Annotated in this window: 4 protein-coding genes and 2 pseudogenes; 4 read left to right on the top strand and 2 right to left on the bottom strand. The window is 65.9% G+C overall.

The features are described from left to right. Window positions 1-229: 229 nt before the first annotated feature. Together ACZ7MY_RS43000 and ACZ7MY_RS43005 are read right to left on the bottom strand one after the other, a co-directional pair. Window positions 230-781 carry a hypothetical protein gene (locus tag ACZ7MY_RS43000; RefSeq protein ID WP_499611845.1) on the bottom strand — a complete coding sequence of 184 codons (552 nt, stop codon included), beginning with the start codon at window positions 779-781 and terminating at the stop codon, window positions 230-232. A 224-nt stretch (window positions 782-1,005) separates the two neighbouring features. Further along, window positions 1,006-1,212 (bottom strand): annotated as a pseudogene (locus ACZ7MY_RS43005) (tyrosine-type recombinase/integrase); the annotation flags it as partial. On the opposite strand from ACZ7MY_RS43005, the pseudogene ACZ7MY_RS43010 reads away from it, so the two are divergent. The 4 genes and pseudogenes from ACZ7MY_RS43010 to ACZ7MY_RS43025 all read left to right on the top strand — a co-directional run. Then, window positions 1,212-1,520, top strand: a pseudogene (locus ACZ7MY_RS43010) (NUDIX hydrolase); the annotation flags it as partial. The pseudogenes ACZ7MY_RS43005 and ACZ7MY_RS43010 overlap by 1 nt on opposite strands. Window positions 1,521-1,602: 82 nt before the next feature. Next, window positions 1,603-2,724 (top strand): IS630 family transposase, encoded by a 1,122-nt coding sequence (locus tag ACZ7MY_RS43015; protein ID WP_499611847.1) that lies wholly within the window; start codon window positions 1,603-1,605, stop codon window positions 2,722-2,724. A 44-nt stretch (window positions 2,725-2,768) separates the two neighbouring features. Continuing rightward, entirely contained in the window at window positions 2,769-3,341 is a 573-nt protein-coding gene (locus ACZ7MY_RS43020) for a S1 RNA-binding domain-containing protein (protein WP_499611850.1), read from the top strand. 116 nt (window positions 3,342-3,457) lie between these two features. Continuing rightward, entirely contained in the window at window positions 3,458-3,919 is a 462-nt protein-coding gene (locus ACZ7MY_RS43025; protein WP_499611852.1) for a hypothetical protein, read from the top strand. Window positions 3,920-4,010: the final 91 nt, after the last annotated feature.

Raw genomic sequence — 4,010 nt, forward strand, 5'->3', positions numbered from 1 at the left:
CCGCTACGAACGCTCAGCCGACCACTTCCTGGCCTTCACCAGCATTGCCTGCACCCTCATCTGCTATCGCAGACTCACCAAATGAGACGACTTCTAAAGCGGGTGTCGCCGCGGCACATTCGTGCCGTATTGACTGGTCAACGACGGCTCTCGACTGGCAGTGTTGACTCGGGACGGGCTGCCACCAAAGTCCGTGACCGGTCGCTCCCGCCGCCCTAACACTGCGCAGCTAGCCGTCTACTTTGAGCTGTGCCAGTGCCTCGTCCCATACATTGCCTCCGTCTGCCCAGGTCCACAGCCAGTGCCGCAGCGAAGGCGCCGCGTATCGCAGACCCTCATGAGGATCCTGGCCCCAGTCCGGTTCCCAGCCATCCGCGTCCCAGAGCAGCACCGGGTGGTCAACCGCGATCAGAGAGACGTACCACTCCATGGTGCAGCCGCCGCCTGTCAGGAAGAACCACGACGCTGGCGGTCCCCACCCCGGACGCTCATCGTGGATGGTTGTCGCGCAAGGCCAGTTCTCCACGGGCCAATGAGGAACGGGGCGCGGCACGAGCGATGCGAGGCCGCCATCGGGCCCGAATCCCCCGTCGCCAATCTCGGTGTAGATGCGGCGGAGCAAGTGCGGCAGTCGGTGGCCGAGTTTCCGTTCCGCATGCTCCACTTCGACCATCGTCAGCCGGGGGAAGGGTTGGTCCGGAAGGCGGATACGGGAAGGGACCACACCTCCCGCGCCCCACGCGAGGGCACGCAGCCTCTCTACAAGCGCGTCGTCATCCATAGCCGTGTGGTGGGCAACATCAATCACGAGCGGGGACTGTAGTGGGCGAGGCTGACAGCCTTGAGAGCTCCCCCCGAAAAGGAGCAGTCAGCGCGGGCTCGGTCGTGGCTGACATCAGCGGATGACAGCAACAACGGGGGACAGCCTCGGAAAGAGGCAACCGACGATGAACCAGAGAGCGCCCGTGCCGGCGACTTCTGGCAGCCTCTACGAAACGGCCACGCTCACTCACGGCCGGGACGCCTTCGCAGCAGCCGGTCCATGTGGCTGACGGCCTCACGCTGGGTGTCCTGCACGACGTGCGTGTAGACGTTCATCGTGACGGCGATCTGTGAGTGTCCGAGGATCTCCATCACCACGCGGGGCGCGACGCCGGCCGCGGTGAGCAGCGTGGCGCAGCCGTGCCGGGCGTCGTGCAGCAGGATCACCCGAGGCACCCGAGGGCGGCGTCAGGCGTGAGGTCTGGGAAGAGACGGGCATCCACGTCGAGGTCGACCAGCTCACCGGGGTCTACAAGAACACCATCCGCGGCATCGTCGCCCTGGTCTTCCGATGCAAGCCCTCCGGCGGCGCCGAACGCACCTCCGACGAGTCCACAGCCGTCGACTGGCTCACGCCCGACGAGGTCGCAGAGCGCATGTCCGAGGTCTTCGCGGTTCGGCTCCTAGACGCCCAGGACAGTGCCGGCCCGCATGTCCGGAGTCACGACGGACGGCACCTTACCGTCAACTCCCGCTAGTGCTGTGACCGCATAGGTTCGCCGGGGTGGGGTCGTGGCGGTTGGATGTGGGGTGACGTCCGATTCGACCGCTGGAGGTGCGGTGGCTGAGCCTGTCCGTGTGCGCAGACTGACCGACCAGGAGGGACAGCGGCTGCAGCAGATCGTGCGTCGGGGCAGCACCAGCTCGGTGCGCTATCGGCGCGCGATGATGCTGCTGGCCTCGGCCGGCGGGAACCGGGTGCCGGTGATCGCCCGACTGGTGCAGGCCGACGAGGACACCGTGCGCGATGTGATCCACCGGTTCAACGAGATTGGCCTGGCCTGCCTGGACCCTCAATGGGCGGGAGACCGTCCCCGCCTGCTCAGTCGTGACGACGAGGACTTCGTCGTCCGGACGGCCACCACCCGCCCCACCAAGCTGGGTCAGCCCTTCACCCGCTGGTCGCTGCGCAAGCTCGTCGCCTACCTGCGCAAAGTCCACGGCCGGATGATCCGCATCGGCCGTGAGGCGTTACGGTGCCTGCTCGCCCGCCGCGGTGTCACCTTCCAGCGCACCAAGACCTGGAAGGAGTCCCCAGACCCCGACCGCGAGGCGAAACTGGACCGGGTCGAGGAGGTCCTGGACCGCTTCCCGGACCGGGTGTTCGCCTTCGACGAGTTCGGCCCGCTCGGGATCCGCCCCACCGCAGGCTCGTGCTGGGCGGGACGGAAACGTCCCGACCGGGTGCCGGCCACCTACCACCGCACGCATGGAGTGCGCTACTTCCACGGCTGCTACTCGGTCGGCGACGACCGCCTGTGGGGCGTCAACCGCCGCAGGAAGGGCGCCGCGAACACGCTGGCCGCGCTGAAGTCGATCCGTGCCGCCCGGCCTGACGGCGCACCGATCTACGTGATCCTGGACAACCTGTCCGCGCACAAGGGCGTCGACATCCGCCGCTGGGCCAGGAAGCACAGGGTCGAGTTGTGCTTCACCCCGACCTACGCCTCCTGGGCGAACCCCATCGAGGCGCACTTCGGCCCGCTGCGGCAGTTCACCATCGCCAACTCGCACTATCCCAACCACATCGTGCAGACTCGGGCCCTGCACGCCTACCTGCGCTGGCGCAATGCCAACGCCCGCCACCGCGACGTCCTGGCCGCCGAACGCAAGGAACGCGCCCGCATCCGCAGCGAGAGGGGCGTCCGCTGGGGCGGGCGCCCCCTCAAGACCGCAGCGTGACCGCACCTCCCGCCCGGCACGGCTCCTCGTGAAAGGCTGGAAGCATGATGGGCGGACGGTCTGAGAACCCAGAGCTGTGGACGTTCCTGGAATCACTGCACTGCGGTGAACTCCTTTCCGGCACCGTCACAGCGATCGAGCGGTTCGGCGTGTTCGTAGCGCTGGACGAAGGTCCTGACCACCCCGTCTTCCCCGGCGTCGGGTTCATCACAGTGCCCGAACTGTCCTGGTGGCGCATCGAAAGCGCCTTTGACGTCGTGGAGGTCGGACAGCGGGTCTCATGCGAGTTCCTCCAGTTCGACACCTGGAACCTGGAGGCCAGACTGTCCTTGCGGGCGACGCTGCCGGATCCCTTCCAGGCATTCGCCGACGGCATCGCGGTGGGGCAAAAACTGCACGGACAGGTCACCAAGCTGGTCCCGTTCGGCGCGTTCGTCCAGGTCGCCGACGGAATCGAGGGACTGGTCCACCTGCAAGAGCTCACCTGGACGCCCGTGCAAACTCCGTCGGAGGTCGTCCAGGCCGGCGACGAGGTCACGGTCGTCGTCACCGAGATCGACCGAGAGCGACGCAGGCTGGCCCTCTCCCGACGACAAGCCCCATCCGAGCACCAGTGACGCTTCCGCGTTCCTGCGGCGGTTCTCTTGCACGAGCGTTCTCGAACACCTGTCCGATGAAGGGCGGCGTCCCAACTCGGTGAACCTATGCGGTCAGAGCACTAGAGAATGCTCTCATGACGACCTCGATTGCTCTCTGGTTCGAGCACCTGACAGGAAAGCACTGGCATAACGATCTTCGACTTCACATCGGAGGTCACCGTCACACCTGCGACTCGTACTACCTGACACTGGAGTCGCGACACCTCGGCGCGAATCTGACACGACTGCTAGAACAGTGGATAGAGCAGGTCAACGAGCTGCGAGGCGTAGGAGGCACCGCGTACCTGCCTTACGACTTCTCAGACCAGTGCACAGCATGGCTGCGCGTCTCCTGCATGGACGGTCATACCGCAGGTGTTCATGCCGGCTGGAGCCTCATCGAGGCATGGGGCATCGACCCCTCGGACTACCGCGCGACAGCACCAGACGTCACGGACTTCAAGCCGATCGTGAACGCCCAGATCGAGTGCTCACTGCAAGATCTCGCCACGCGTATCGCGCTCAACCGAGGCAGCTTCGCGACACTGAGGCACTAGTACTGCAACGGTCTTTGCTCTGACAGGTGAGCAGCTTCCGGTGGTATGTGACCGCGTCGTTTGTAGTGGCTGGTGCGGGCTTGGTGTTGTC

The sequence above is a fragment of the Streptomyces sp. NPDC111520 genome (assembly GCF_055635295.1).